General features: G+C 71.8%; 17 protein-coding genes. 13 read left to right on the forward strand and 4 right to left on the reverse strand.

The genetic code is table 11. The features are described from left to right. Positions 1-353 precede the first annotated feature (353 nt). Positions 354-1,622, forward strand: a complete 1,269-nt coding sequence (locus tag ACIOC1_RS16595) for a hydroxymethylglutaryl-CoA reductase, degradative (protein WP_401854924.1) — start codon at positions 354-356, stop codon at positions 1,620-1,622. Beyond that, positions 1,619-2,599, forward strand: a complete 981-nt coding sequence (locus tag ACIOC1_RS16600) for a hydroxymethylglutaryl-CoA lyase (RefSeq protein ID WP_401854927.1) — start codon at positions 1,619-1,621, stop codon at positions 2,597-2,599. The genes ACIOC1_RS16595 and ACIOC1_RS16600 overlap by 4 nt, the downstream gene beginning before the upstream one ends. A gap of 45 nt (positions 2,600-2,644) precedes the next feature. On the opposite strand, the gene ACIOC1_RS16605 is transcribed toward ACIOC1_RS16600, so the two are convergent. Continuing rightward, positions 2,645-3,502, reverse strand: coding sequence for a 3-hydroxybutyryl-CoA dehydrogenase (locus ACIOC1_RS16605; protein ID WP_355332800.1), 858 nt, complete (start codon positions 3,500-3,502; stop codon positions 2,645-2,647). 117 nt (positions 3,503-3,619) lie between these two features. Beyond that, complete coding sequence (locus tag ACIOC1_RS16610; RefSeq protein ID WP_401854929.1) at positions 3,620-6,358, reverse strand: cellulose binding domain-containing protein; 2,739 nt, start codon at positions 6,356-6,358, stop codon at positions 3,620-3,622. A 259-nt stretch (positions 6,359-6,617) separates the two neighbouring features. On the opposite strand from ACIOC1_RS16610, the gene ACIOC1_RS16615 reads away from it, so the two are divergent. Beyond that, positions 6,618-7,886 carry a glycoside hydrolase family 10 protein gene (locus tag ACIOC1_RS16615; RefSeq protein ID WP_401855312.1) on the forward strand — a complete coding sequence of 423 codons (1,269 nt, stop codon included), beginning with the start codon at positions 6,618-6,620 and terminating at the stop codon, positions 7,884-7,886. Positions 7,887-8,036: 150 nt separating this feature from the next. On the opposite strand, the gene ACIOC1_RS16620 is transcribed toward ACIOC1_RS16615, so the two are convergent. Then, entirely contained in the window at positions 8,037-9,884 is a 1,848-nt protein-coding gene (locus ACIOC1_RS16620) for a helix-turn-helix domain-containing protein (RefSeq protein WP_401854931.1), read from the reverse strand. Positions 9,885-10,122: 238 nt separating this feature from the next. Here ACIOC1_RS16620 and dnaK point away from each other — a divergent pair, with 238 nt between their 5' ends. From dnaK to ACIOC1_RS16660, 8 genes are all read left to right on the forward strand, one after another. Further along, positions 10,123-12,024 carry a molecular chaperone DnaK gene (dnaK, locus tag ACIOC1_RS16625; protein WP_391046389.1) on the forward strand — a complete coding sequence of 634 codons (1,902 nt, stop codon included), beginning with the start codon at positions 10,123-10,125 and terminating at the stop codon, positions 12,022-12,024. A gap of 9 nt (positions 12,025-12,033) precedes the next feature. After that, positions 12,034-12,699: a nucleotide exchange factor GrpE gene (locus tag ACIOC1_RS16630; protein ID WP_401854934.1), complete on the forward strand. Its 666-nt coding sequence runs from the start codon at positions 12,034-12,036 to the stop codon at positions 12,697-12,699. A 7-nt stretch (positions 12,700-12,706) separates the two neighbouring features. Further along, the gene (locus tag ACIOC1_RS16635; protein WP_401854937.1) at positions 12,707-13,684 is read left to right on the forward strand and encodes a DnaJ C-terminal domain-containing protein; all 978 of its coding nucleotides are present in this window, start codon (positions 12,707-12,709) and stop codon (positions 13,682-13,684) included. After that, complete coding sequence (locus tag ACIOC1_RS16640; protein WP_391160944.1) at positions 13,681-14,070, forward strand: chaperone modulator CbpM; 390 nt, start codon at positions 13,681-13,683, stop codon at positions 14,068-14,070. The genes ACIOC1_RS16635 and ACIOC1_RS16640 overlap by 4 nt, the downstream gene beginning before the upstream one ends. After that, positions 14,061-16,685, forward strand: coding sequence for an ATP-dependent chaperone ClpB (clpB, locus tag ACIOC1_RS16645; protein ID WP_401854940.1), 2,625 nt, complete (start codon positions 14,061-14,063; stop codon positions 16,683-16,685). The genes ACIOC1_RS16640 and clpB overlap by 10 nt, the downstream gene beginning before the upstream one ends. Then, positions 16,685-17,212: a thioredoxin gene (gene trxA, locus ACIOC1_RS16650; RefSeq protein WP_401854943.1), complete on the forward strand. Its 528-nt coding sequence runs from the start codon at positions 16,685-16,687 to the stop codon at positions 17,210-17,212. The genes clpB and trxA overlap by 1 nt, the downstream gene beginning before the upstream one ends. Next, positions 17,212-17,475 (forward strand): UBP-type zinc finger domain-containing protein, encoded by a 264-nt coding sequence (locus ACIOC1_RS16655; RefSeq protein ID WP_401306912.1) that lies wholly within the window; start codon positions 17,212-17,214, stop codon positions 17,473-17,475. Before trxA ends, ACIOC1_RS16655 begins: the two co-directional genes overlap by 1 nt. A 105-nt stretch (positions 17,476-17,580) precedes the next feature. Further along, a complete protein-coding gene (locus ACIOC1_RS16660; RefSeq protein ID WP_401854945.1) occupies positions 17,581-19,257 on the forward strand; it encodes an FAD-dependent oxidoreductase in 1,677 nt (558 codons plus the stop codon). Positions 19,258-19,401: 144 nt separating this feature from the next. On the opposite strand, the gene ACIOC1_RS16665 is transcribed toward ACIOC1_RS16660, so the two are convergent. Then, complete coding sequence (locus tag ACIOC1_RS16665) at positions 19,402-21,423, reverse strand: beta-galactosidase (protein ID WP_401854948.1); 2,022 nt, start codon at positions 21,421-21,423, stop codon at positions 19,402-19,404. 708 nt (positions 21,424-22,131) lie between these two features. Here ACIOC1_RS16665 and ACIOC1_RS16670 point away from each other — a divergent pair. Together ACIOC1_RS16670 and ACIOC1_RS16675 are read left to right on the forward strand one after the other, a co-directional pair. Further along, entirely contained in the window at positions 22,132-23,793 is a 1,662-nt protein-coding gene (locus ACIOC1_RS16670) for an ABC transporter substrate-binding protein (RefSeq protein ID WP_401854951.1), read from the forward strand. A gap of 5 nt (positions 23,794-23,798) precedes the next feature. Then, positions 23,799-24,842: an ABC transporter permease subunit gene (locus tag ACIOC1_RS16675; RefSeq protein ID WP_391161381.1), complete on the forward strand. Its 1,044-nt coding sequence runs from the start codon at positions 23,799-23,801 to the stop codon at positions 24,840-24,842. Positions 24,843-24,847: the final 5 nt, after the last annotated feature.

Genomic DNA, 24,847 nt, shown 5'->3' on the forward strand with positions numbered 1-24,847 from the left:
CCGTACCGCCGTCCGCCGTACCGCCGTCCGCCGTACCGCCGTCCGCCGTACCGCCGTCCGCCGTACCGCCGTCCGCCGTACCGCCGTCCGCCGTACCGCCGTCCGCCGTACTCCGGTCCGCCCGCTCGGCTCCGCTCTCCACCGCGACCGCTCCCTCCGCGCGCCGCGCCGGCCTCTGCCGTCGGCCGCTGTGCGCTGCGCACACTCAGCGTGCCGTACAGCGTGCTGATGGTCCATAGCGGGGGGTTCCGCGCCGTCATTAGCGTGACCAGCACCCGAGGGACGCGCCCCCGCGCGTCCCTCGGCACCACCGCTCCCGCCCGTGACCGCTTCCGGAGGAAGGCCATGGCATCGTGACCAGCCGTCTGTCGGGTTTCAGGAATCTCTCCGTCGACCAGCGCCGTGCCCGCGCCGCCGAGGCCATGGAGGTGCCCCCCGCCCTGTTCGACGCGCTCTCGCCGGACCGGGGCCTCTCGCTCGACCAGGCCGACCACATGGTCGAGAACGTCGTCGGCGTCCTCGGCCTCCCGGTCGGCATCGCGACCAACTTCGTGGTGAACGGCCGCGACGTCCTCGTCCCCATGGCGACCGAGGAGCCCTCGGTCGTCGCGGCGGCCTCGAACCTCGCCCGGATGACCCGCGACCACGGGGGCTTCCGTACCTCGTCCAGCGTCCCGCTCATGCAGGCGCAGGTGCAGATCCTCGACGTCGCCGACCCGGCGGGCGCGCGGGTGCGGCTGCTGTCCGCGGCCGGGGAACTGATCGCGCTCGCCAACGAACAGGACCCCGCGCTGGTCCGGTTCGGCGGCGGGGCGCGCGAGATCTCCGTGCGGCTGGTGCCCAGCAGGCGGCAGACCTACGTCGTGCTGCACCTCGTGGTCGACGTGCGCGACGCCATGGGCGCGAACGCGGTCAACACCATGGCCGAGGCCATCGCCCCCCGCGCGGCCGAGATCGCCCGCGGGCGGACCCTCCTGCGCATCCTCACCAACAAGGCCGACCTGCGCCTCACCCGTGTCTCGGCGACCTTCGACGCGGGCCTGCTCGGCGGCCCCGACGTCGTGGAGAACATGCTGGACGCGGCCGAATTCGCCGTCGCCGACCCCTACCGCGCCGCCACCCACAACAAGGGCATCATGAACGGCGTCACCGCCGTCGTCCTGGCGACCGGCAACGACACCCGCGCGGTCGAGGCGGGCGCGCACTCCCACGCGGTCGGTCCTGACGGCCGCTACACCGCGATGTCGCGCTTCGAGAAGAACGCCGACGGCGACCTGGTCGGCACGCTGGAGCTGCCCATGCCGGTCGGACTGGTCGGCGGCGCCACCAAGGTGCACCCCGTGGCGCGGGCCAACGTCACACTGCTCGGGGTGGAGACGGCGAGCGAGCTGGCCGAGATCATCGTGGCCGTCGGCCTGGCCCAGAACGCCGCGGCGGTGCGGGCGTTGGCCACCGAGGGCATCCAGCGCGGCCACATGTCGCTGCACGCGCGCAATGTGGCCGTCACCGCGGGGGCCACCGCCGCCGAGATCGACACGGTCGTCGCGCGGATGGTCGCGGACAGGTCCGTACGCGCGGACGCCGCCGAGCGAATCCTGGCCGAACTGCGGGACCGGCCGTGACCCGGTCACCGGCCGCGCTCGGACTGCCCGTCGCCCACCGGTCGCCAGGACTGCCGGACCGGGTGACGGTCTACGAGGTCGGGGCCCGCGACGGGCTCCAGGCCGAGCAGGCGCGAGTGCCCACCGCGGCCAAGGTCCGGCTGATCCGCGACCTGACCGCCGCCGGGCTGCCCGTGGTCGAGGCGACCAGCTTCGTCTCCCCGCGCTGGATCCCGCAGTTGGCGGACGCCGCCGACGTGCTCACCGCGCTGCGGGAGGCGGGCGCGGACCTGAGCAGACACCCCGTCCTGGTGCCGAACGACCGCGGTCTTGACCGCGCCCTGGACGCCGGGGCGTCGGCCGTCGCGGTCTTCGTCAGCGCGACCGAGACCTTCGCGCGCCGCAATCTGGCGATGGGCCGCTCGGAGGCGGTCGAGGTCGCGGGAAAGGTGACCGAGCGGGCACTGGCGGCGGGCGTCCGGGTCCGCGGGTACGTCTCGATGGTCTTCGGCGATCCCTGGGAGGGGCCGGTCCGCCCGGAGCGGGTCGCGGAGGTCACCCGGGCCCTGGCCGACGCCGGGTGCCACGAGGTGAGCCTCGGCGACACCATCGGCGTCGGCACACCCGGCCATGTGGGCGCGGTCCTGGCAGCCGTCGCCGAAGCGGGTGTGGCCCGCGACCGGATCGCCCTGCACTTCCACGACACCTACGGCCAGGCCCTGGCCAACGTGCACGCGGGACTGCTCGCCGGGGTCACGACCTTCGACGCCTCGGTCGGCGGCATCGGCGGCTGCCCGTACGCGGGCTCCGCCACCGGCAACCTCGCGACGGAGGACCTGCTCTGGATGCTCACCGGTCTCGGCATCGAGACCGGGGTCGACCTGGACGCGGCGATGCGCGCGGGGCTCCGCGTCACCGCGCTCCTCGGCCGGCCGTCCCCGTCACGGGTCGTCCAGGCCCTGGACCGCGACTGGCCGGACGGGGACGGGGACCACTGAGGCGCGGGCGGTCAGCGCTGGCGGACGGTCAGTACGGGCAGGCGGTCAGTACTGGTAGAAACCCGCGCCCGTCTTGCGGCCGAGGCGGCCCGCGTCGACCATCCGCTGAAGGATCGGCGGCGCCGCGTACAGCGGCTCCTTGTACTCCGAGTACATCGAGTCGGCGATGGCGGCGACGGTGTCGAGGCCGATCAGGTCCGACAGCTTGAGCGGGCCCATCGGGTGCGCGCAGCCCAGCTCCATGCCGTTGTCGATGTCCTCGCGGGTCGCGATGCCCGACTCGAACATCCGGATCGCGGAGAGCAGATACGGCACCAGGAGCGCGTTGACGACGAAGCCGGAGCGGTCCTGGGCGCGGATGGCGTGCTTGCCGAGCACGTCGGTGACCAGCGCCTCGGTCCGCTTGAGGGTGTCACTGCCGGTGGTGAGCGCCGGGATCAGCTCGACCAGGCGCTGCACCGGGGCGGGGTTGAAGAAGTGGATGCCGATGACCTGGTCGGGCCGCGAGGTCGCCACGGCCAGCTTGACCAGCGGGATCGAGGAGGTGTTGGAGGCCAGGATCGCGTCCTGCCTGCTCACCACCTGGTCGAGCACCCGGAAGATGTCGATCTTGACCTGCTCGTTCTCCACCACGGCCTCGATGACCAGGTCGCGGTCGGCGAACTCGCCCAGGTCGGTGGTGAAGGTCAGCCGGCCCAGCGTCTCGTCGCGCTCAGCCTCGGTGATCTTGCCGCGCTCCGCGGCCTTGCCGAGCGAGTTCGTCAGCCGGGTGCGGCCCAGCTCCAGGGCCTCACCGGTGGTCTCCGCGACCCGGACGTCGAGCCCGGCCTTCGCGCACACCTCCGCGATGCCCGCCCCCATCTGGCCCGCGCCGACCACTCCGACGCGCTGGATGTCACTCACTCGTCAGCCCCTGCCGCTTCCGTGCACCGCTTCCGTGTACCGGACAGACGTTACCTGTGTCCGGTACGCGCGGGACCGGCCGGGTGCCGGTCCCGCGCGCAGCCGAAGGAGCCGGGGTCAGCCCACGGAGCAGGCGGAACCGTTGAGCGAGAAGGCGGCGGGGGAGGTGTTCGTCCCCGGCGCGCTACCGGTGAAGCCGAAGGTCGCGGAGCCGCCCGCGGGCAGCACCGCCGCGTAGCTCGGCGCCGTGACCGTCACGGCCGCGCCGCTTTGCGTGTAGTTCGCGCTCCACAGCGACGTGATGGTCTGGCCGCCGCCGAAGGACCAGGTCAGCTTCCAGTTCGAGATCGCCGCCGAGCCGTTGTTCTTGACCGTGACCGACGTCTGGAAGCCGCCGGGCCAGGAATTGGTGACGTCGTACGCCACCGAGCAGGCGCCGGAGCCGGGCGGGGTGGTGGGAGGCGTGGTGGGCGGGGTCGTCGGAGGTGTGGTCGGGGGAGTCGTGGGCGGGGTCGTCGGGGGAGTGGTCGGCGCAGTCGTACCGCCGGAGCCGTCCGAGGTGTCGCCATAGATGATGCCGCGGCCGTTGGTCGCGATGTAGACGCGGCCGTAGACCCGGGGGTCGCCGGTGATCGCGGTGTTGGTCACGCCGTACTGGTGGGCGTTGTCGTTGATCCGCACCCAGTTCGCGCCCGCGTCGGTGGAGCGGAAGATGCCGCGGACGCCGCCGATCTTCGCGCTGGTGTAGAGCGCCTGGTAGGCCGCGCCGGGGGCGGCCTTGCCGAAGCCGATGGTGTCGGCCTCCTGCACGTTGGCCAGCTTGGTGAAGCTCGCGCCGGAGTTGGTGGAGTGCCACAGGCCGTACGCGCCGCCCGTGCTGCCGCCCGCCACCCACACGTCGCCCTCGGCGCCGGGCAGCGCCTTGAGCTTGCCCGCCTCCGCGGGCAGCCCGGTGGCCGCCGTCGCGGCGAAGGTCGCTCCGCCGTCGGTGCTCACGTAGAACTTGCCGCCGTAGACGCCGTAGAACTTCTTCGGGTTGACCCGGTCGGAGCCGATGGCCGCGCCGGTCGGGATGCCGGTGGAGTCGGACCAGGAACCGCCGAAGCCGACCGAGTACTTGACGCCGGTACCGGACGGGGCCCACAGGAAGCGGCTGCCGTCGGCCGCCGCGGCGACCGTACCGCCGCCGCTGACCCCGGACGGGTCGGTGCCCGCGAACCAGTTGGCGCCGTTGTCGGTGGAGAAGGCGACATGCGCGCCGCTGTCCGCGTTGCCGACCCTGACCATGGTGTTGGCGTTGGTGGCCGCGAAGTCCAGGCTCGTGGTGGTGGTGAAGTTGGGCTGGGTGAACATCATCGGGGGCACGGCGGTGAGGTCGGTGTGCCGGAAGCCGCCGATGTCACCGAGCGCGCTGATCAGCGGCGCGCCGGTCGGCGGGCTGATCAGGTCCTGGACCGACGTCTCCTCCAGGCCCTTGGCGTTGGGCTTGACGGTGAACTTCGCCCCGGTGTCCCAGTTGGTGAGGTTGTCGGTGCCGTAGACGGTGGCCCCGGTGCCGTACCACATGCGGTTGGAGTTGAACGGGTCGATCTCCAGCGACTCGGTCATCCAGCCGAGCTTGGGGGTCTCCTCCGGCGGCGACGGGTTGGCGCCCCAGCTCAGCCACGGTGACGAGGAGACGTCCATGGTGTAGCGGTCGGCGCGGTTGGGGTAACTGGTGAAGTCCCAGGCCCGCGTCCAGGTCGCGCCGCTGTCGGTGCTGCGGAAGATCTGGGTGTCGGCCCACCACGAGCTGTAGCCGGTGACCATGATCGTGCCGGGGTGCTGCCGGTCGACGGTCATACCGCTGTAGCCGAAGTACGTGTCCGCGTCCGACATCGGGCTGATGTTGGTCCACGCGCCGGTCGCGGTCGCGTACCGCCACACCTGGCCCTTGGCTCCGTCGTACGGGCCGCCGGTGTCGCTGGTGGCGAGGTAGAGGTAGCCGTTCACCGCGTCCAGCACGCCCTTGTGCGCGATGTACCCGGTGGGCTGGCCCGCCAGCCGGGACCAGGTGGCGCCGCCGTCGGTCGAGCGGTAGACGGTGTTGGCCTTGTCGGCCACACCTACGTAGACGGTCTGCGTGGTGGAGCCCTTGGTGCCGGTGCGCGGGTCGAAGGTCACCCACACATCGCCCTGGTTGTCGCTCTGGTAGCCGCTGCTGTCGGACGGATCGGCCACGTAGTTCCCGACGTTGGGGAAGGCGGTGACCTTCGCCCAGGTGACACCGGAGTCGGTACTGCGCCACAGCCCGTTGCCGCTGGGCGCGGCGAAGTACAGGACGCTGTCCTTGTTGGGGTCGATGGCCAGCCGCTCGCCCATGCCGCGGCCGGGCATGTTGCCGCCGAGCTTGAACGGCAGCGCGGTCGCCGCCCAGGTCGCGCCGCGGTCGGAAGAGCGCAGGATGGCGCCGTTGTCGGGGTCCCAGGAGTTGGTGTACATGCCGACGGCCGCGTAGACCTTGTCGGGCGCCAGCGCGTCGGTGGCGAGGCTGACCACGCCGTTCCTGTTCCAGTCGGTCCAGCCCACCGAATCCAGCAGCGGCGTCCAGGACTTGGTGGCCTCGTTCCAGCGGTAGGCGCCGCCGATGTCGGTCCGCGCGTAGGCGAGGTTCTTCTCCGACTGGTTGAAGACGATGCCGGGCACGAAGCCGCCGCCGTCGATCCTGACGTTCTTCCAGGAGTACGTGTCCGCGACGGCGGCCGGTGCGGCGGTGGCCGGGGCCGCGGTGGCCGTGGCGGTGACCGCGGCGACCGCGGAGGCGCCGCCTATCAGGGACAGGGCCGCGACGAGCGCGGCGAGTGGTCTGCGGAGCATGGAAAGGCGTCCTCTCCGTACGGACGCGGGCCGCGCCGGGCCCGCGCGTGCGGGTGGTGGGGGGATGGACGGTGGCGCTATACATAGGAGGTGTGGGAGCGCTCCCATGATGTTAGCGCCCGCGCCGACGCCCGAGAAGGGGTCGTCAACGCTCCGTCCCGGCGGGGGCCGCGCGAGGGAGTGGACCGAACGGCGGGTTGCCCCGGCGCCGGAAGTCACCCATCATCGGCGGATCATGACGGATAATCAGGAGGCACGGATGGACCGGCTCACCCGCAGGACCTTCACTGTCGCGGCGGCGGGCGCGCTGGCCGCCGTCATCCCCGGCTCGGCGGCGCGGGCGGCCGAACCCTCCCGCGCCCCCCAGGGCGCACCGGGTCCCGCGGGTCACGGCGGACCCGGTGGTCACGGCCGCGACCTGCGCGGCATGTGGATCGCCTCGGTCGCCAACACCGACTGGCCCTCGGCCCCCGGACTCCCCGCCGACCAGCAACGTCAGGAACTGCTCGACCTGTTGGACACCGCGGTCGAACGGGGGCTCAACGCGGTGGTGTTCCAGGTCCGGCCGACCGCCGACGCCTTCTGGTCGTCGGCGTACGAACCCTGGTCGCGGTACCTGACGGGCACTCAGGGGCAGGACCCCGGCTGGGACCCGCTGGGCACCGCGGTGCGCGAGGCGCACCGCCGCGGCCTGGAACTGCACGCCTGGTTCAACCCGTACCGCGTCTCGATGGACACCGACGTCACCAAGCTCGCCCCCACCCACCCGGCCCGCCTCCACCCCGAGTGGATCGTGCCCTTCGGCGGCAAGCTCTACTACAACCCCGGACTGCCCGAGGTCCGACGTTTCGTGCAGGACGCGATGCTGGACGCCGTCCGCCGCTACCCCATCGACGCCGTCCACTGGGACGACTACTTCTACCCGTACCCGGTCGCCGGCCAGGTCTTCGACGACGACGCCGCCTACGCGCGGTACGGCGCCGGATTCCCCGACCGCGACGCCTGGCGGCGGGACAACACCGACCGCCTGGTGCGCGAGACCGCCGCCAGGATCAAGCGGATCCGGCCGAGCACCCAGTTCGGCATCAGCCCCTTCGGCGTCTGGCGCAACGCCGCCACCGACCCGCTCGGCTCGGCCACCACCGCGGGCGTCCAGACCTACGACGACCTGCACGCGGACACCCGCAAGTGGGTCAGGGAGCAGTGGATCGACTACATCGTTCCGCAGGTCTACTGGAACATCGGCTTTGCGGCGGCCGACTACGCCGCCCTCGTCCCCTGGTGGTCCGACGTCGTCCGTGGCACCAACGTGCGCCTCTACATCGGCGAGGCCCTGTACAAGGTCGGGGTCGCGGGCCAGCCCGACGCCTGGCAGGACCCGGCCGAATTGACCCGCCACCTCGACTTCTGCGCCCGCTACCCGCAGGTCCGCGGCAACATCTACTTCTCCGCCTCGCAGGTCGTCGCCGACCCCTTGGGCGCGATGAGCCTGGTCGCCGCCCGCTACCACCACCGCGGACGCCGCTGACGGCGGGCGGTCGGTCCTTCCTGCCCGGCCACGTCCGTGCCGCCTGGTGTCAGCCGCCCCACGGCAGAAGGCCGGCTCAGGCGATGCGGGGCCGCGCCGCAGCGCCGGTCCGGCTCACCAGGGCCGGACCACGGCGCCGGTTTCCGCGTCTCACGGCGAGGGTGCGAGCACATTGCGTATGCGGGTGGCGATGTGCAGGTTGAGGCGCGTCTCGACGTCACCGAGGTCGTGGCCGGTGATCTCGCAGATGCGCTGGAGGCGGTAGCGGACGGTGCTGCGGTGGATGTGGAGTGCCTCGGAGGTCGCGTCGTAGCTGCCGCCGCTCTCCAGATAGCGCGAGAGTGTCGTCACCAGCCCGGTGCGGTGGCGGGAGTCGTAGTCCAGCAGGCGTCCCAGCCATTCGCGGACGAATCGGTCGGCTTCCCGTTCGCCTTCGCCGGTGCCCAGCATGCGGCACAGGCCCAGCTCCTCGAAGCCGGTGCTGCCGTACGGGTCCTGGGAACCGCGGCGGACGGCGAGGGCGCGGACGGCCTCGTCGTAGGAGCGCGGCAGATCGGCGACGACCTCGCAGCGGCCGCCGATGCCGACGGCTCCGGCCCCGGTGCCGAGCTCCTCCGAGACGGCCCTGTACAGCGCGCCTTCCGGGGCACCCCGGTCTTCCCGGGGCTCCAGGACGACCGTGGCCGAGCCACGGGAGCCGACGAGTACGTTCAGGCGCAGCCGCCGGGCCGCCCGCGCCGCCGCGTCGCCGAGCGCGGCCCTGCCGACCGTCCCGGCCCACTCCAGTACGGCGACCCTGTACGGCCGGTGCAGGTCGTGGCCGAGGACCGCCGCCCGGGCGAAGTCGTCGTCGGTCGTCTCGCCCGAAATCAGCCGGTCGACCAGGCCGTGGCGCAGCAGGGGCTCCAGCTCGGCCAGCCTGCGCTCGTGCGAGAGCGCGGGGGCCAGCACCAAGGCGGCCTGTTCGAGCGCTGAGCAGTCCGTTTCCGTCGCCCGCCGGTCAGGATCGACCAGCGCGGCCACGCCGAGCACTTCCCCGGCCATTTCGATGGGGACGAGCAGCCGGTCCCCGTCGCGGACGGCGCCGGGACGGTGGCGCGCGTCACGGATCAGGGCCTCCCGGTCCCGGTGTCCCGGGGCCGGGCGCGGCCCACTCCCGGGCCGCCCGGAGGGTTCGCCCCCGCCGTGCCCCGCCCAGGCCCGCGCGTTGCCGAAGCGGTCCTCGGTGAGGACCGCGAATCCCGTATGGTCGCGCAGGGCCTCCAGGACTCCCGACTCACCGCTGCCCGAGGCAGCGGCCCGGGAGAGCGCGTGGTCAGCGGCGAGCCGTGCGGCCAGGGCGGAGACGCTCGCGCCGGGGCCGGCAGCCGGCGAGAGGCTCTCTGCCGGCGGCGGCCCTGCGATCCCCGGCCAATGGTGTGAGCGGGCCCCGACCGGCTCTCCCCGGCGCCGGCTGAGGCGTGCCAGGGCGATCCCGGTCTGCTGCGCGAGCAGATCCGTCAGCGCGGTTTCGTCGGTCGAGGGTGCGGTCGCGCCCCCGACGACGAGATAGCCGAGGCAGTCGTCCCCGTATCGCAGCGCGACGGCCCGCGCCCACCGTCCGTCCGCCCGGTGCAGATTCCGGCTGCGGCCGTCGAGAGCGTCGATCCGCCGGTCGAGCCGATCGGCGGCCACCATCTCCGCGGCTGCCTCGGCCGGGGCCCGGCCGTTCGGCTCCGCACCGGGCTCCCGCGCCACGGTGCTCCCCGGTCGGGCGTCGGCGGAGGCAGCCTCCGGGCGTGGAGGGCAGCGCCGCGCCGCACCATGGTGCACGGCGTACGCCGCTTCGGCGACGAAGGGACCGGCGGCGGCGATCGCCGCCATGGCACCCCACAGCACCTCTCGCTCGTCGTCGCCGTCGAGCATGACCGTCACCAGCCGTAGCAGCGCGTGACGCGCGGCCCCCGGCTGCGGCACGGGGTGAGGCGGGTCGGCGGTCGGAAACGGAAGAGCGTCCATCGCAGGTCCATTCGCGGCTCGAATCAGCCCCCTCTCAACGTACGCCGCTCGGCACGGGCCCTCACCTGCGAGCCGTCGCCGCCCCCCGTCCTCGGGGACCGGAAAGGCGGCGCGGATTGGTCACCCCGGGGCGAGGAAGTCCACCGCGTACTGCGTAAGGCTCGCAGACTGTGCGGGTCCGGCGCCGTGCGCCCGGCGGCCCGCCGGCCGGTTCCGCCTCGCGACGGAGGAGATTCTTATGGCGAAGGCAGTAGGCATCGACCTCGGTACCACCAACTCGGTCATCGCCGTCTGGGAGGGCGGTGAGCCCACCGTCGTCCCGAACGCGGAGGGGGCCAGGACGACCCCGTCGGTGGTCGCCTTCTCCGATGACGGCCAGCGGCTGGTCGGACAGCTCGCGCGCCGGCAGTCGATCCTCAACCCCAAAGGCACCATCACCTCCGCGAAGCGGTTCATCGGACGTCGCTACGACGAGATCTCCGACGAGGCCAAAGCGGTCTCCTTCGACGTGGTCGAGGGGCCCGGCGGGGTGGCCCGCTTCGAGGTGAGCGGCAAGCAGTACGCGCCGGAGGAGATCAGCGCGCAGGTGCTGCGCAAGCTCGCCGACGACGCCGGGAAGTCGCTCGGCGAGAAGGTGACGGAGGCGGTCATCACCGTACCGGCGTACTTCAACGACGCCCAGCGCCAGGCCACCAAGGACGCCGGGAAGATCGCCGGCCTCGAAGTCCTGCGGATCATCAACGAACCGACAGCCGCGGCGCTGGCCTACGGGCTGGACAAGCAGGGCCACGAGACGGTCATGGTCTTCGACCTCGGCGGCGGCACGTTCGACGTGAGCCTGCTGGACGTCGGCGACGGCGTCGTGGAGGTCCGCGCCACCGCGGGCGACTCCCATCTGGGCGGCGACGACTTCGACCGCCGACTGGTGGACCACTTGGCGGACGGCTTCCAGGCGTCCGAAGGCATCGACCTGCGTAAGGACCCGCAGGCATTGCAGCGCCTGTTCGAGGCGGCCGAGAAGGCGAAGACGGAGCTGAGTTCGGTCACCCAGACCCAGGTGAGCCTGCCCTTCATCACGGCGGACGCCTCCGGGCCGAAGCACCTCACCGAGACCGTCCGCCGCTCCACCTTCGAGCAGATCACCTCGGACCTGGTGGAGCGCTGCCTGGAACCGGTCAGGACGGCGATGAGCGACGCCAAGGTCACCGACAACGACATCGACGAGGTCATCCTCGTCGGCGGCTCGACCCGCATACCGGCCGTGCAGAACCTGGTCCGCCGGCTGACCGGCGGCAGGGACCCGAACATGAGCGTCAACCCCGACGAGGTGGTGGCGCTGGGCGCCGCCGTCCAGGCAGGCGTGCTCAAGGGCGAGGTCAAGGACGTCCTGCTCCTGGACGTCACCCCCCTGTCGCTGGGCGTCGAGACGGCCGGCGGTGTGATGACCAAGATCATCGACCGGAACACCACCATCCCCGCCCGCCGGTCCGAGACCTTCTCCACCGCCGAGGACAACCAGCCGGCCGTGGACATCGTCGTGCTTCAGGGCGAACGCGAACTGGCAGCCGACAACCGCGTGCTGGGCCGCTTCCGGCTGGAGAACCTGCGGCCGGCCCGGCGTGGGGAGACCCAGATCGAGGTCACCTTCGACATCGACGCCAACGGCATCCTCAAGGTCAGCGCCAAGGACCGGGACACCGGCGCCGAGCAGTCGATCACCATCAGCGAGGGCTCCAACCTCGACCCGTCCGAGGTCGAGCGGATGATCAACGAGGCCGAGAACAACCGCACCAGCGACCAGGCCCTGCGCGAGGCCATCGACGCCCGCAACGAGCTCGACGCCGCCGCCTACCAGGTGGAGCGCCGGCTGGACGACCTCGGCGACGCCGCACCGGAGCACGAGCGCGCCCGCGCCCAACTGCTCACCGACGAGGCGCGTACCGCCGTCAAGGAGGAGGCTCCGGCGGAACGGTCCCGGAGCCTGACCTCCGAACTCCAGCAGATCCACGCGGCGCTGGCCGCCCACGCCGCTGAACCGGGCGGAGCCGGGGGCGGCGGAGCCGAGCCCGGCCAGGGGCCCGGGGGCGACTCCCCGAGGGGCGACGACGACGTCATCGACGCCGAATTCGACAAGAGCTGAGGCGGCGACATGTCGGACCAGGAACAGACGCGTCCCGCCGAGGACCGCTCCCCGCCCGAGTCCGAGCCGACGTCGCCCGAGCCGACGCCGCCCGAGTCCGAGCGGACGCCGCCCGAGTCCGAGCGGACGCCGCCCGAGCCGACGTCGCCCGAGCCGACGTCGCCCGAGCGGAGTGCCGCACCGCGGACGCCCCCGCGGGCCCCGGAAGCCAGGGAGCGGGAGGCGGAATCCACGCGCCGCGGCCCCGGTGCGGAGGAGCTGGAGGACCGGTGGCGGCGAGCCCTCGCCGACCTCGACAATCTCCGCAAGCGCTACGCCCGTGAGCTTCCCCGGGAACGGGAGGCCGAGCGGGCCAAGGTGGCCGCGGCGTTCCTCCCGGTCGTCGACAACCTGGAACTGGCCCTCGCCCACGCGGGCGCCGACGACCGCGGCGCGATCGTCAGCGGAGTCCGGGCGGTACGCGACCAGGCCGTCGAGGTGCTGCGAAGCCTCGGCTACCCCCGCTACGAGGAGACCGGCGTCCCCTTCCACCCCGAGCAGCACGAGGTGGTGTCCGTGGTGGATGAACCCGACACACCTGCGGGCACCGTCGTCCAGGTGCTGCGGCCCGGTTACGGCGACCCCGGTCACCAGCTGCGGCCGGCCGCGGTAGCGGTCAGCCGCAAGCAGGAGTGAGGCCGCCATGGCAGAGGACTACTACGAGGTGCTCGGCGTCCCGCGCGGCGCCGACGCGGCCGAGATCCAGCAGGCGTTCCGTACCCTGGCTCGCCGCTACCACCCGGACGTCAACCGCGATCCGGCCGCCGAGGAGCGCTTCAAGCAGATCAACGAGGCGTACAGCGTGCTCTCCGACCCCGGCACCCGGTCGCGCTACGACCGTTTCGGCCCGGACTTCCGGCAGATCCCGGAGGACTACGACGAGCGCGTCGCGGCCGGCCAGGGCTTCGGCGGCGGAGCCGGCGCGTACCGCGGCAGTCCCTTCGCCGGCACCCGAGGCGACGGCCGGGCAGGCACCCGGACCTGGACCGAGTCCGACTTCGACGCCTCTGGCGTGGACTTCGAGGATCTCTTCGGAGGCGTGTTCGGCGGCCGGGCGCGCGGCGCCGGGCGGGGCAGCCCGATCCCCGGCGCGGACCAGGAGGCCGAACTCACCCTCAGCGTGGAGGAGGCGTACCGCGGCGGCCGACGGAAGATCACCCTCGGCGGGCCCGGCGGGGAGCGCAGTTACGACGTCACCATCCCGGCGGGCGTCGTCGACGGGCAGCGCATCCGGCTCGCGGGGGAGGGCGGCCGGGGCCGCGGCCCGGGTTCCGCCGGGGACCTCTATCTGGTGGTCCGTATCGCCCGCCATCCCCGCTACCGGCTCGTCGGGCACGACGTCCACGTCGATCTGCCGGTCACCGCCTGGGAGGCCGCGCTGGGGGCGACGGTGCCGGTCTCCGGTCCGGGCGGGACGGTCAAGGCGCATGTGCCGCCCGGTACCTCCACCGGCCGCCGGTTGCGGCTGCGCGGCGAGGGGATGCCACGCCCCAAAGGTTCCCCGGGCCACCTCTACGCCGAAATCCAGGTGATGGTGCCGCCCTCGCCCAGCCCGCGTGAACGTGAGTTGTTCGAGGAACTGGCCGCGGTCTCCTCCTTCGACCCGAGGAAGCAGACATGAGAGCCGAACACCGTTCTCCCGCCGAAGGCGCCGGACAGCCCGGCTCCAGGGCTGCCTATCCGCTGGTGCGCGTCCACCGGACCAGTACCACCCCTTATCAGCTCTCCATGGCCGCGGTGGCCGGCCGCAGTGGACTGCCGCCCGAACTCGTCAGGCGTTTCGTGGCTCTCGGTCTTGTCGACGCCGAGCGTGACGCCCGGGGCCGGCTGTGGTTCCGGGCGAGCGCGCCGTCGGCCCTCGCCCGAGTGCAGCGGCTGCGGGACGGACTGTGTCTCAACTACGCGGCCATCGGCGTCGTCCTGGACATGCTCGACCGCATCGAACGCCTGGAAACCGCACTGCGGCGCAGCGAACGAGCCGCCAAGGAGCCCACACCATGGACATGAATCGCCTCACCCAGAAATCCCAGGAAGCGCTCCAGGAAGCACAGAGCGCCGCGGTCCGTATGGGCCACACCGAGGTCGACGGGGAGCACCTGCTGCTGGCCCTGCTCGATCAGCGCGACGGCCTGACCACCCGTCTGCTGGCCGACGCCGGTGCCGACCCGGCCGCCCTGCGGGCCGCGGTCGAGGCCGATCTCGTCAAACGCCCCCGCACGACGGGGCCGGGCGCCGCCCCCGGCCAGGTGATGGTGACCCAGCGGCTGGCCCGGCTGCTCGACAGCGCCGAGCAGGAGGCCAAGCGGCTCAAGGACGAGTACGTCTCCACCGAGCACATGGTGCTGGCCCTGGTGGACGAAGGGGCGACCAGCGCGGCCGGTCGGCGACTCGGTGAACAGGGCGTCACCAAGGACTCCTTCCTCACCGCCCTCACCACGGTGCGCGGGAACCAACGGGTCACCTCCGCCACTCCTGAGGACGCCTACGAGGCCCTGGAGAAGTACGGGCGCGACCTCGTCGTGGAGGCCCGCACCGGCCGCCTCGACCCGGTGATCGGCCGGGACGCCGAGATCCGCCGGGTGATCCAGATCCTCAGCCGCAAGAGCAAGAACAACCCCGTCCTGATCGGCGAACCGGGTGTCGGCAAGACCGCCATCGTCGAGGGTCTGGCCCAGCGGATCGTGCGCGGCGACGTGCCGGAAGGGCTGCGGGACAAGACGGTGTTCTCGCTCGACATGGGGTCGCTGGTGGCCGGGGCGAAGTACCGCGGCGAGTTCGAGGAGCGCCTCAAGGCCGTTCTGTCGGAGGTCAAAGGCGCCGAGGGCCGGATTCTGCTGTTCGTGGACGAGCTGCACACCGTCGTCGGGGCCGGCGCCGCCGAGGGCGCGATGGACGCGGGCAACATGCTCAAGCCGATGCTGGCCCGCGGCGAGCTGCACATGATCGGGGCCACCACGCTGGACGAGTACCGCAAGCACATCGAGTCCGACGCCGCCCTGGAGCGCCGCTTCCAGACCGTCCAGGTGGACGAGCCGACCGTCGAGGACGCCATTTCCATCCTGCGCGGCATCCGCGAGCGCCTGGAGATCTTCCACGGCGTCAAGATCCAGGACAACGCCCTGGTCGCCGCGGCCACCCTCAGCCACCGCTACATCAGCGACCGCTTCCTCCCGGACAAGGCCATCGACCTGGTCGACGAGGCATGCGCCCGGCTGCGGACCGAGATCGACTCCATGCCCGCCGAACTCGACGAACTCACCCGGCGGGCGACCCGACTGGAGATCGAGGAGGCCGCGCTGGACCAGGAGACCGACCCGGCCAGCCGCGCCCGCCTGGAGGACCTGCGGCGCGAACTGGCCGACCTGCGCGGTGAGGCGGACGCCAAGCACGCCCAGTGGGAGGCCGAGCGCCAGGCCATCCGCAAGGTCCAGGAACTGCGCCAGGAATTGGAACGCGCCCGGCAGGAGGCCGAGCAGGCCGAACGCGCCTACGACCTCAACCGGGCCGCCCAGCTGCGCTACGGAACCGTCAGCGAACTGGAGCGCCGGCTGACCGCCGAGGAGGAACAGCTCGCCAACAAGCAGGGCGAGAGCCGACTGCTGCGCGAGGTGGTGACCGCCGAGGAGATCGCCGAGATCGTCTCGGCGTGGACCGGTATCCCCGTCACCCGCCTTCAGGAGGGCGAACGGCAGAAGCTGCTCAAGCTGGACGAGATCCTGCGCGAGCGGGTCGTGGGCCAGGACGAGGCCGTCCAGCTCGTCGCCGACGCGGTGATACGGGCCCGCTCCGGGGTGCGCGACCCGCGGCGGCCGATCGGCTCGTTCATCTTCCTCGGCCCGACCGGTGTCGGGAAGACCGAGCTGGCCAAGACGCTGGCCGCGGCGCTGTTCGACAGCGAGAGCAACATGATCCGCCTCGACATGAGCGAGTACCAGGAACGCCACACCGTCAGCCGCCTGGTCGGCGCGCCGCCCGGATACGTGGGTTACGAGGAGGGCGGCCAGCTCACCGAGGCGGTCCGCCGCAAGCCGTACTCCGTCGTCCTGTTCGACGAGATCGAGAAGGCGCACGCCGACGTCTTCAACACCTTGCTCCAGGTGCTGGACGACGGCCGGATCACTGACGCGCAGGGACGTACCGTCGACTTCCGCAACACCGTGATCATCATGACCTCCAACCTCGGGTCGCAGTACCTGCTCCAGGACGCCACCCAGGCCGGCGAGATCAAGCCCGAGGCGCGGGCGCTGGTGATGACCGAACTCAACGGTCATTTCCGCCCCGAGTTCCTCAACCGCGTCGACGACATCGTCCTCTTCCACCCGCTCGGCATCGCGCAGATCGAGCGCATCGTCGACCTGCTCCTCGACGAACTGCGCGACCGCCTCTCCGAGCAGCGCGTCACGCTCGTCCTCACCGAGCCGGCCCGCCACCTGATCGCGGCCGAGGGCTACGACCCGGTCTACGGAGCCAGGCCGCTGCGCCGCTTCATCTCGCACGAGGTCGAGACCAGGATCGGCCGCGCGTTGCTCAGCGGCGAGGCACGCGAAGGCGTGACCATCGTGGTCGACGCCGCGGGCGGCGAACTGACCGTCTCTCTCCAGGACCAGCCGCAGGAGGCGTGATGAGCACCTCTCAGGAAGGCCGCGACGACCGCCCGGCCCGTGACGGCACCACTGGCGCGCAGACCCGGGTACGGACCGTCGTCTGCGCCAACTGCGGCCGGACCAACCGCGTACCCGCCGCGGCGGGCGGCAGTCCGCGCTGCGGAAACTGCCGGGCGCCGCTGCCGTGGATCGCCGAAGCGGGCGACGCCGACTTCGGTGAGGTCGCCGAGCAGGCGAGCCTGCCCGTGCTGGTCGACCTGTGGGCCACCTGGTGCGGCCCCTGCCGGATGGTGAGCCCGGCCCTGGAACAGGTCGCCGAGGACCTCGCCGGCCGGATCAAGCTCGTGAAGGTCGACATCGACACGTCACCGGCCCTGGCCAGACGGTTCGAGGTCCAGGCCGTCCCCACCCTGCTGATCCTCGACCACGGCAGGCCCGTCGCCCGCCAGACCGGCGCCGCGCCCGCGAACGCGCTCCGCCAGTGGGTGAACGAGTCGCTGTCGACGTCCCCCGGACCGGCCGATCCCGCGACCAGGAGGCCGTGATGACCACTCTTCCCGACCCGCACCTGTCCATGGTCCGGCCCGTGACGCCCAGGACACCGCAGGGCTGCGAGGACTGCCTGCGCATGGGGACTCCGTGGGTGCACCTGCGCCTGTGCCTGACCTGCGGCCACGTCGGATGCTGCGACTCCTCGCCGATGCGGCACGCCCGTGCCCACGCGGCAGCCGACGGGCACCCGATCGTGCGGTCGTTCCAGCCCGGCGAGGACTGGCGGTGGTGTTTCGTCCACGAGTCGATGGTCTGAGCCGGGCGGGCTCCCACGGCGCCTCCGACACCGCGTCCGCCGCTGTTCCCCTCCTCTGCCGTACGCGTCCACCGCTGTTCCTGACGAAGGAAGCGAACCGCCGTGATGCCGCCCCTGACCCCGACCGCCGACGTTCACGACGCCTACCCGCGGCTGACGGACGACCAGATCGCGCTCCTGGACCCCGCCGGACAGGTGCGGCAGGTCAGGGAGGGGGAACACCTCTTCCGGGCGGGCGAACGCACTGAACAGTTCTTCGTCGTCCTCAGCGGCACGGTGGCCGTGGTCGAAGGCCAAGGCGACCAGGAGCACGTCGTCCAGGTGCACGGTCCGCACAGCTTCCTCGGCGAACTCGGCGTGCTGGAGGGCCAGACCGCCTTCGTCAGCGCGGTGGTGAGAACACCGGGCGAGGTCCTGGCGGTGGGCTCGGCGGCCCTGCGCGATCTGCTCAGCCGCGAACCCGCGCTCGGCGACGTGATCCTCCGCGCCTACCTGCTGCGCCGTACGATGCTGGCCGGCGCGGGCACGGGCTTCCGCATCATCGGCTCCGCCTTCTCCTCCGACACCCGGCGGCTGCTGGAGTTCGCCGCCCGCAACCGCCTCCCGCACCGCTGGTTCGATCTGGAGAAGGACACCGAGGCCGAGGCGCTGCTCACGCGCCTGGGGATCGCTCCGCAGGAGACCCCGATCGTCGTCTGGAACGACCACCGGGTGCTGCGCAATCCCTCCAACGCCGCGCTCGCCCGGGTCATCGGGCTGCGCGCCGGGACCGCCGCGAAGGCCGTCTGCGACCTGGTGGTGGTCGGTGCGGGACCCGGTGGCCTGGCCGCCGCGGTGTACGGCGCCTCCGAGGGACTCTCCACCGTCGTATTGGACGCCGTGGCGACCGGCGGCCAGGCCGGCACCTCCTCCCGGATCGAGAACTACCTCGGTTTCCCCGCCGGGATCTCCGGCATGGAGCTCGCCGAACGCGCCGTCGTACAGGCCAACCGGTTCGGCGCCCGGATCGACGTCCCCGCCGAGGCCACCGGCCTCGAACAGCGCGGCGGGAACAGCGTGGTGCGGCTCGCCGACGGCGGCACGGTCACCGCCGCCAACATCGTGGTGGCCACCGGCGCGCGCTACCGGCGGCTGACCGCCCCCGGCGTCGAGCGGTTCAGAGGACTCGGGGTGCACTACGCCGCCACCGTCTGGGAGGCACGGACCTGTCGTCTCGATCCGGTGGCCGTCGTCGGCGGCGGCAACTCCGCCGGTCAGGCGGCCCTGTTCATGGCACGCGAGTCGCCCGCCGTCCACCTTCTGGTCCGCGGCGACGACCTGGAACACAGCATGTCCCGCTACTTGATCGACCGGATCGAGCGGCACTCGCGGATTCATGTCCGGCCGCATACCGAAGTCCGGGAGGTGACCGGCGAGGACCGGGTCGAATCCCTCGTCGTCGAGGACAACCGCACCCGCGAGCAGCAGACGCTGGCGGTCCGCGCCCTGTTCGTGTTCATCGGCGCGCGCCCCGCCACGTCCTGGCTCGCCGACGCCGTCACCCTGGACCGGCGCGGCTTCATTCCTACCGGGCAGGACGTGGTCCACCTGGCAGCGGACCTCTGGAATCCCCTCGCCCGCGCCCCGCTCGCCCTGGAGACGGGTCTGCCGGGCGTCTTCGCCGTCGGCGACGTCCGCAGCGGCTCGGTCAAACGGGTCGCCTCCGCCGTCGGTGAGGGCGCCATGGCCGTCCGCCTGGCGCACGACCACCTCGGTGAGGTGGGGCCACCCGCTGTCCGCTGACCTCAGCCCATGCCCGCCGCGAGAGGGTGACACGGCATGCCGGGGCCTCGACCGCCGCGGACAGCTCGGACCTGACCCGCGGCACCTCGCGGCGACTCGCGGCACCTCGCGGCACCTCGCGGCACCTCGTGGCAAGGGGACACGTCAGCGAGGACCCGTACCGCCTTCCTCCACCACCGCCACCTCGCCCGCCGGAACGGCGACGACTCCCGGCACGCGGGCGCCGGACAGGAGGTCGGTCCCCGTGGCGGCCACATGCGCGGTCGCCTCGGTGTGGTTGACGACGAAGAGCCAGGACCGCTCCCCGGAAGGCCCGCTTCTGCGGATGACCTCCACGCCGTCGCCGGACCCCCGGGGCGCGGGCGCGCAACCGGCCTGCGCGGCCCACCGGGGAAGCAGGCGCAGGAGGGACGGGACGTCGGGGCGGGTGGCGAGATAGCGGACGTTTCCGCGGCGCAGGACCGCCGGGCCACCGGCCGCGGGTCCGTCGGTGAAGCGGCACTCCACCTCGGTCCCGGCGTCCGGGACGACCCGCTCGGCCCATACGTTCCCGGTCGAGCCGTCGTCCAGGGCGACGGTGGCTCCGGCCGTGAGCGGCAGGTACTCGTCCACGGTCAGGCCGAGCAGATCGCGGAGCGCTCCGGGGTACGGCCCGGGATGGACACGGTCGTCGGGGTCCACCACGCCGCTGAAGGGACCGACGACCAGGTGGCCGCCGCCTTCGACGTACGCCTCCAGGGCGCGCGCCGTCGAAGCGGACAGCGCGTACAGCGAGGGCACGAGCAGAAGCCGGTGCGCACCGGGGGCGGGAACGATGTCGCAGCCCGGACCGGCGGTCCACAGCGCGCGGTGCCAGGTGCGGAGCGCGTCGCCGCAAGTCAGGTCCGAGCTCGGCCGGTCGGGCAGCTCCAGGGCCCACATCGCCTCGTAGTCCAGGAGCAGCGCGACCGGGGCCTGCGGGCAGGTGCTCTCGGCGACATCGGCCAGACGCGACACGGCGTTGCCGAGGGCGCTGGCCTCCCGCCGGACCCGGGTGTCCTCGCCGCCGTGCGGGAGCATCGCCGAGTGCCATTTCTCCGGGCCGTACGCGGACTGCCGCCACTGGAAGAACAGCGTTCCGTCGGCGCCTCGGGCGAGGTGCGTCAGGGTGTTGCGGGCCATCTCGCCCGGGACTTTGGCGATGTTGCGGGGCTGCCACTGCACCCCGGAGGTGGAGTGCTCCATGAGCAGCCAGGGCCGCCCGCCGGCCAGCCCGCGGGTGAGGTCGGCGGCGAACGCGAGCTCGGCGGCGCGGTGCGGATCCTCGGACCCGAGGTAGTGGTCGTTGGAGACGATGTCGACCTCCCGCGCCCAGCGCCAGTAGTCGCTCCAACGCAGCGCGCTCGCCATGAAGTTGGTGGTGACCGGACGGCCGGGGGAGTGGGCGCGCACGATGTCGCGCTCGGCCCGGAAGCAGGCCAGGTGTTCGGCGTCGCTGAACCGGTAGAAGTCCAGCCACAGGGCGGGCGGGAGGCGGCTGGTGCTGGTGCGCGGCGGGGTCACCTGGCTCCAGTCGCTGTAGGTCATGCCCCAGACGCCGGTGCCCCAGCGGTCGTTGAGGGCGTCCAGGTCGTCGCCGTACGTGGTGCGCAGCCAGGTGCGGAACGCCGTCGCGGAGGTCTCGCACCAGCAGTGCGCGTTGCCGTTGGCGTACTCGTTGTTGACGTGCCACATCACTACCGCGGGATGGTCGCCGTAGCGCTCGGCGAGGCGGCGGGTGACGATCGCGGCGCGCTCCCGGTAGAGCGGTGACGACGGGCAGTACGCCTGCCGCGAGCCGGGCGCCAGCCGCCGTCCGTCGGCGGTCACGGGCAGCGACTCCGGGTGGGCGTGCGAGAACCACAGGGGCGGAGCGGCCGTCGGCGTGGCCAGGTCGACGGCGATGCCCGACGCGTGCAGCAGCTCGACGGCCTCGTCGAGGCCGGAGAAGTCGAAGGCGTCCCGCCGGGGCTCGATCCAGGACCAGGCGAAGACGCCGAGCGAGACCAGATTGACCCCCGCCTCGCGCATCAGGCGGACGTCGTCCTTCCACGTCGCCGCGTCCCACTGCTCGGGGTTGTAGTCGGCGCCGTATGCGGGGCGCGGAACACGGCCCCAGACGGAATGCTGCCGGTCGGGTCGCGACATGCGCGGGCTCCTGAATCCTGGAATACGAAAAGGGGTGGGGAATGCGAGGACGAGTGAGGACGAGAGAAACGACGAGAACGGGGACGAGAGCGGGGACGAGAGCGAGGATGCGTGACGGCGCGCGCGGGCTCGGTGGGCGAGCGGGGCCGGTGGAGGCACCGGTCCGGCCCCGCTCGGGTCAGGGGCGTACCGGGTGTCCCGTCCCTCAGCATTGAGCGGCGAATGCGCCCGGCGGCGAGCGGACGAGGCACTTGGAAGGGAATGCGAAAGGCGCCGGGGAAAGCGTCGTGAAAACGCGCGGCGCACGTCGCGTCCGGGCGCCGAACGCGAGTGAAAGCACGGCCGGCGCTGCCTGGCCATGACGTCAGGCGCCGGTGAAGTGCGTCGGCCGGTGCGCCAACTTAGAGCGATCACCCAGGGGTGTCAACGCCCGTCGGCGGTCATCCCCGGCGCGCCCGCCGGTCGTACGGGACGGTGGCCGGGAGAGCCCCGGGTGACGTCCCGGGGAGCCGGTCCGTCGTGTCCCAGGCGCTGTTGAGGTGGCTGGAAAATCTTCCCGTCACCGTCTTGACCCCTCCCGGCAACGTGCGTACGTTTCCGGATCATACGTAGAAGCAGAGGCCATGACAGCTCAGCCACTCGTGCTCATACGTATGTGCACCCCCTTTTGTGCGCTGTATCGCCACTCACGAGGAGCAGGAGTCAGCCATGCCCACCAGAAGAGCCTTTATCGCTCGCGCCGCCGGGGCGGCCCTCGCCATACCGCTGGGGGCGAGCGCTTGCAAGAGCGGTACGGCCGCCACGGGCGGTGCGGGCAAGGGCTCGGGCGCGCTGGTCTTCGGGAAGACCGACGGCGGGACGACCTTCATCCGCAACTACAACGTCTTCGGCCCCGCCATCCAGAAGTCGCCCAACGCCGAGATGATCTATGAGCCGTTGGCGCGGGTCGACTACAGCGACGGCGCGAAGGTCAAGCCCTGGCTGGCCAAGAGCCTGGAGTTCGACCCGACGGGCACCACGCTCACCGTGAAGCTGCGCGAGGACGTGACCTTCTCCGACGGCAAGCCCATGACCGCCGACGACGTGCTCTTCTCGCTGAACCTCCCGCTGAAGGACCCCAGTTTCAACCTCGGCGGCACCACGTACGACCGCGTCGCCAAGGTGGACTCCTCGACCGTCACGGTGCACTGGCCGCACGCCGCCTTCAGCGAGCTGAGCCAACTCGCCTCCATCCAGGTCCCGGTGGTGCCCGCGCACATCTGGCAGGGCAAGAACATCAAGAGCTGGTCCAACCCGGACCCGGTCGGCACCGGCCCCTTCACCCTGGACCGGTTCGCGCCCCAGCAGATCACCCTGCGCGCGCGGACCGACTACTGGGGCGGCCGGTTCGCCGTGAAGCAGATCAAGATCATTCCGACCAACGGAGACGCCCTGCGCGCGCAGTTGGTGCGCGGCGACGTGGACTGGGCGCTGGCGGCCTGGGGCAACGGCGAGCAGGAATACACCGCCAAGGATCCCCGGCACAACCTCTACCAGAAGTACGCGACCGGCGGCGCCTACTCCCTCTTCTACAACACCGCGAAGGCGCCCTTCGACAACGTCCACGTACGGCGGGCGCTGGCGATGACGATTCCCCGCAAGGACATCGTCACCACCCTGGAGCGCCCCGGCACCGAGGCGGGCCCGACAGGGCTGGTGGACCAGATCTACGGGGACGTCATCCTGCCCGAGTACCGGGGCAAGGTGCAGCAGGTCGACGCCGAGGCGGCCAAGAGGGAACTCGCCCTCAGCGGCTACGAGGTCAAGGGCGGCAAGCTCGTCAAGGACGGCGAGTCCTACGCTCCGAAGCTCTCGTTCAACCAGGACTTCGGGTGGGACCCCTACGCGAACATGATGGTCCGCGGTTGGCAGGAGCACCTGGGGATCAAGGTCAAGTCGGTCGGCGCGCCCGGCGCCAACCTCTACGAGCAGCAGCAGACCGGCGGGTTCGACCTCACCATCAGCACCTCGGGCGGAGCGGGCGTCGCCGGTGTCTACAGCGCCCTGAGCAGCCGGGCGTCGCGGCCGCTCGGGCAGACGGCCGCCACCAACTTCGGCCGGTGGAAGGACGCGCCGACCGACGCCGCGATCACCGACCTGCTGTCGTCGGCCGACCCGGCCGTCACCAAGAGCGCGGGCGAGAAGCTGCAACGGATCGTCGCCGAGCAGGTGCCGTACAGCCCGATCTACAACAGCTACTGGTTCGTCCTGATCAACGCCAAGCGCTGGAGCGGCTGGCCCACCCCCGAGCACTTCTCCTACGTGCCCTTCCCCGGCAACGGTCCCGACGCCACCCTCACCCTGCTCAACTTGAAGCAGGCCACCGCGTGACCGCGATCGCCGCCTCCGCCGTACCGGCGGCCGGCCGGTTCCGGATTCCGCGCCGCTGGGGATTCCTGCTGCGCCGACTGGGCTTCTACCTGGCCGCCACCTGGTCGGCGATCACCCTGAACTTCTTCCTGCCCCGGATGATGCCCGGCGATCCGTCGGCCGCGATCGTCGAGAAGCTCCAGACCGTCAGCGGTCAGCAGATGTCGCCGAGCGCCATGGAGTCCATCCAGAAGGTGTTCGGCAATCCGAACGCCGGTATCGGCCGCCAATACCTGGACTACCTCAGCCAGTTGGCGCACCTCGATCTGGGCGTCTCGATCAGCAACTACCCCACCCCGGTCACCAGCCTGCTCCGGCAGGGCCTGCCCTGGACGATGCTGCTGGTCGGCGTCACCACCGTGATCGCGTTCGTCCTGGGCACCGGCATCGGCGCGATGGCGGGCTGGAAGGCGGGCAGCCGGTTCGACACGATCGTCAGTCCGCTGACCACCTTCGTCTCGGCGGTGCCCTACTTCTGGATGGCGCTGATCGGCCTGTGGCTCTTCGCCTTCCAACTGGACTGGTTCCCGCTGGCCGGCGGATACGACGCCGACCTGACGATCGGCTTCTCGCCGTCGTTCGTCCTGAGCGTGCTGCACTACGGAGTGCTCCCGGCGGCGACCATCGTCTTCTCGGCCTTCGGCGGCTGGCTGCTGGGCATGCGCAACATGACCGTCACCACGGTCCGTGAGGACTACGTCCTGCTCGCCCAGGCCAAGGGCCTGTCCGGCCGCCGGGTGATGCTCCGCTACGCCGCCCGCAACGCGGTCCTGCCGAACTTCACCGGCTTCACCCTCGCACTCGGCCACGTCGTCGGCGGCGCCCTGCTCACCGAGGTCGTCTTCAACTACCCGGGCATCGGCTATCTGCTCTACACCTCTCTCCAACAGCGCGACTACCCGGTGATGCAGGGCGTGTTCTTCCTCATCACCCTCACCGTGCTGCTGGCCAATCTCCTGGCGGACTCCGTGTACGTGCTGCTCGACCCGCGCATCAGAGAAGGGGGGTGACCGGC

The organism is Streptomyces sp. NPDC088197 (assembly GCF_044741185.1).
Taxonomy (GTDB): Bacteria; Actinomycetota; Actinomycetes; order Streptomycetales; family Streptomycetaceae; genus Actinacidiphila.